Below are 3451 nucleotides of genomic sequence, written 5' to 3'. Positions count from 1 at the left end.
CCCGGTACCGCCCGCGGGCCGCCCGGCCGGTGTCGCCGCACCGCCCGCACCGCCCGAACAATGCCGCCCGCCGGGCCGCCCGGCACCGGGCGGACCGGCCCGGGACGACCGGCGCCCGCCGGTCCCGAGCGAAAGGCCCTCCTCCTTGTCCAGCTTGTCCAGCTTCGAATACCCGGGCGAGTTCTACGACGTGATCCGCAAGGATTTCCGCGACCTCGCCACCGAGACCGAGTTCCTCGCCTCGTACCTGCCGCCCGGCGGGTCGGTCCTCGACATCGGCAGCGCCACCGGCGCCAACCTGCGTGCCCTGGCCGCCCTGGGCCACCCCGGCACCGGCCTCGACCAGAGCGCCGCCTTCACCGAGTACGCCGCCTCGAAGGCCCCGGAGCCCGGCTCCGCCGCCGTCGAGTACGTGCGCACCAGGGCCGAGGAGTACACCACCGACCGGCGCTACGACCTGGTGTACAGCCTGTTCAGCACGCTCAACCAGCTGAGCCGCGGCGAGCTGCGGCAACTGCTGGAGTCCGTCCGCGGCTGGCTCGCCCCCGGCGGCCACGTCGTGGTGGACATCGGCCACCTGCTGAACTTCGTCGATGGCTACCAGCCGAACATCATCGCCCACCACCAGGGCGACGGCCTGCTCGTCACCCGGCTGGCCCGGCAGTCCGTGCACGCCCACCGCGCGGTCTGGCGCAACGAGGAGACCATCATCGCCCGGGACGGCGACGGCACCGTCTCGATGTACGCCAACTTCTTCGACCAGACCGTCTTCACCGCACCCGAGGTGCGCGACCTGCTGGTGGACGCCGGCTTCGAGGTGGTCGCCGAGTACGGCGGCTTCCGCAAGGAGCCCGGCCCGCGGATCGGCCGCGGCCCGCTGCTGTTCGTCGCCCGCGCCGCCACGACCGGCAAGGAGGCCGCCGCATGACCGCGCCCGCCGACACCCGCACCCTGCCGGACGCCGTCCTCGACGGCGGCCCGGCCCCCGAGCTCCCGGTCTGCAACCTCGGCGAGGCCCTGCAGCGCGCCGCCGCCCGGCCCGACGCCGGCCGGATCCACTTCGTCCGCGCGGACGGCTCCGACACCGTGCTCGGCTACCCCGAGCTGCTGGACGGCGCCCGGCGGATCCTCACCGGCCTGCGCGCGGGCGGCGCCCGCCCCGGCGACCGGGTGCTGCTGCAGATCCGCGAGGAGTCCGACCTGCTGGCCGCGTTCTGGGCCGCGGTGCTCGGCGGCCTGGTGCCGATCCCGGTGCCGCCGGGCCGCGCCGACGCCCCCGACGCCGCCGCCCAGCAGCTGGAGTGGATCTGGGCCGGCTACGACAGCCCCTGGGTGGTCGTCGGCGACGACGGTGCCCCGGCCAGCCCGGCGATGGCCGAGGCCGGCCGCTGGCTCGGCCGCACCGGGGAACTGCGCGGCCACGCCGCCGCCGATGAGCTGCACCCGGCCCGCGCGGACGACCTCGCCGTCCTGCTGCTGACCTCCGGCAGCACCGGCGTCCCGAAGGCCGTCGCCCTGACCCACCGCAACATCCTGGCCCGCTCCACGGCGACCGCGCAGGTCCGCCGCCTGGACGTGACCAGCCGTTCGTTCAACTGGATGCCGCTCGACCACATCGGCGGCCTGGTCATGTTCCACGCCCGCGACGTACTGCTCGGCTGCACCCAGGTGCATGCCCGAACCGAGTGGATCCTGGACGACCCGACCCGCTGGTTCGAACAGATCTCCCGGCACGGCTGCGACACCACCTGGGCGCCCAACTTCGCCTTCGGCCTGGTCAACGACCGGGCCGAGGAGATCGCCGGCCGCGACTGGGACCTGCGCAGCCTGCGCTACATCATGAACGGCGGCGAGTCGGTCAAGGCCCGGGTGATCCGGCGCTTCCTGGACCTGCTGGCCCCGTTCGGCCTGCCGCGGACCTCGATGCACCCCGGCTGGGGCATGTCGGAGACCTCGGCCGGCATCGTCGACTTCGTCTTCGACCCGGACACCATGGGCGACGAGCGCTTCGTCCCGGTCGGGCGGCCGCACCCGGGCGTCCGGCTGCGCATCGTGGACGAGCACGACGCCCTGCTGCCGGCCGGCACCGTCGGCCGCCTCCAGGTGACCGGCGACCCGGTCTTCTCGGGCTACTACGAGAACCCCGAGCAGAACGCCAAGTCCTTCACCGCGGACGGCTGGTTCCGCTCCGGCGACCTGGCGGTGGCGGAGGACGGCATCCTCACCGTCACCGGCCGGGTCGACGACCTGATCACCCTCAACGGCGCCGAGTACCACGGCCACGAGATCGAGGCGCTGGTCGAGGAACTCCCCTTCGTGGAGCCCTCCTTCACCATCGTCTCGCCGTGCACCGCGGCCGGCGGCGAGGAGGAGCTGGTGGTCTTCTACCACCCGCGCGGCGGCACCGGCACCGACGAGGCCGACCGCCGGATCCGCGACCTGGTCACCGAGCGGTACGGGGTGCGCCTGGGCGGGGTCGTCACCCTCGCCCGCGAGGACGTGCCGAAGACCGGCATCGGCAAGCTCCGCCGAGCCGAGCTGCGCAAGCGCTACGAGGCCGGCGGCGCCGGCGGACCGGGCACCAGGGCCTGACACCCCGCCGCGGCACGCACCGAGCGGCCCTTGGTCCGGACAACCCGGCAGACCGAGGGCCGCTCGCGTGTTTATGGAGAGGGAATGGACAACAGACGGGGGTCCGGAAGAAGGGTTTGCCTTCGAACCATGAACTGCGGTACGTGAGTTCACGGGCAACGTGGTTGAACGGAAGGAAGCCGATGGCACAACAGGAGCGGGCCCGGAGGACGTACGAGGCGGTACTGGACGCCGCAGCGAGGGAGTTCTCCGCCCACGGCTACGCCAACACCAACCTCGGCCATGTGGCGCAGAGCACCGGCGTCACCAAGGGAGCCCTGTACGGCCACTTCGCCTCCAAGGAGGAGCTGGCCGCAGCGCTCGTCCAACACCTGGACGACGCATGGAAGTTGATCGAGGACGGAGTCGGCGAGACACCGGACTCACCGGTCGCGACCCTGAAGAACGTGACCTGCGCGCTGGTCGCCCGGCTGCACCGCGACATCCGGGTCAACGCGGCCCTGCGGCTTCTGCTGGAGGAGGCCCAGTCCACCAAGCGGACGCCGGCCTTCGTGTCGGACGTGGAACGCACGCTGCTGCGCCTGGTGGTCCAGGCGCAGCAGCAGGGCGAGATGGACTCCGACTATCCGCCGGAGCCGGTGGCCCAGTTGATGACCACCGTGATCTTCGGTGCGCACTATCTCGGGTCGGTGCGCGAGGAGTTGGATCTGATCACCCGGGTCCGCTCCTCCTGGGACGTACTGCTGCCCGCCCTGGGCGCCCGCTGGGTGAGCTGAAGGCGCCCGCGCTGGGCGGGCAGCCTGACGCCCGCCCGGCGGGGCACGGCAGCCCGCCCGAGCGCCTGCCCGGCCGCATCGGC

General features: G+C 73.0%; 3 protein-coding genes. All 3 read left to right on the top strand.

The window, feature by feature from the left end; genetic code table 11:
- Positions 1-154: 154 nt before the first annotated feature.
- The 3 genes from KSNIM_RS38840 (at position 155) to KSNIM_RS38830 (ending at position 3368) form a co-directional block, all read left to right on the top strand.
- Entirely contained in the window at positions 155-928 is a 774-nt protein-coding gene (locus tag KSNIM_RS38840; RefSeq protein WP_263108374.1) for a class I SAM-dependent methyltransferase, read from the top strand.
- Positions 925-2592, top strand: coding sequence for an AMP-binding protein (locus tag KSNIM_RS38835; RefSeq protein WP_263108373.1), 1668 nt, complete (start codon positions 925-927; stop codon positions 2590-2592). The genes KSNIM_RS38840 and KSNIM_RS38835 overlap by 4 nt, the downstream gene beginning before the upstream one ends.
- Before the next feature lie 182 nt (positions 2593-2774).
- Entirely contained in the window at positions 2775-3368 is a 594-nt protein-coding gene (locus KSNIM_RS38830; protein WP_078661431.1) for a TetR/AcrR family transcriptional regulator, read from the top strand.
- Positions 3369-3451: the final 83 nt, after the last annotated feature.

Source organism: Kitasatospora sp. DSM 101779 (genome assembly GCF_025655475.1).
Classification (GTDB): Bacteria; Actinomycetota; Actinomycetes; order Streptomycetales; family Streptomycetaceae; genus Kitasatospora.
This window is presented reverse-complemented; position numbering and strand designations above follow the sequence as displayed.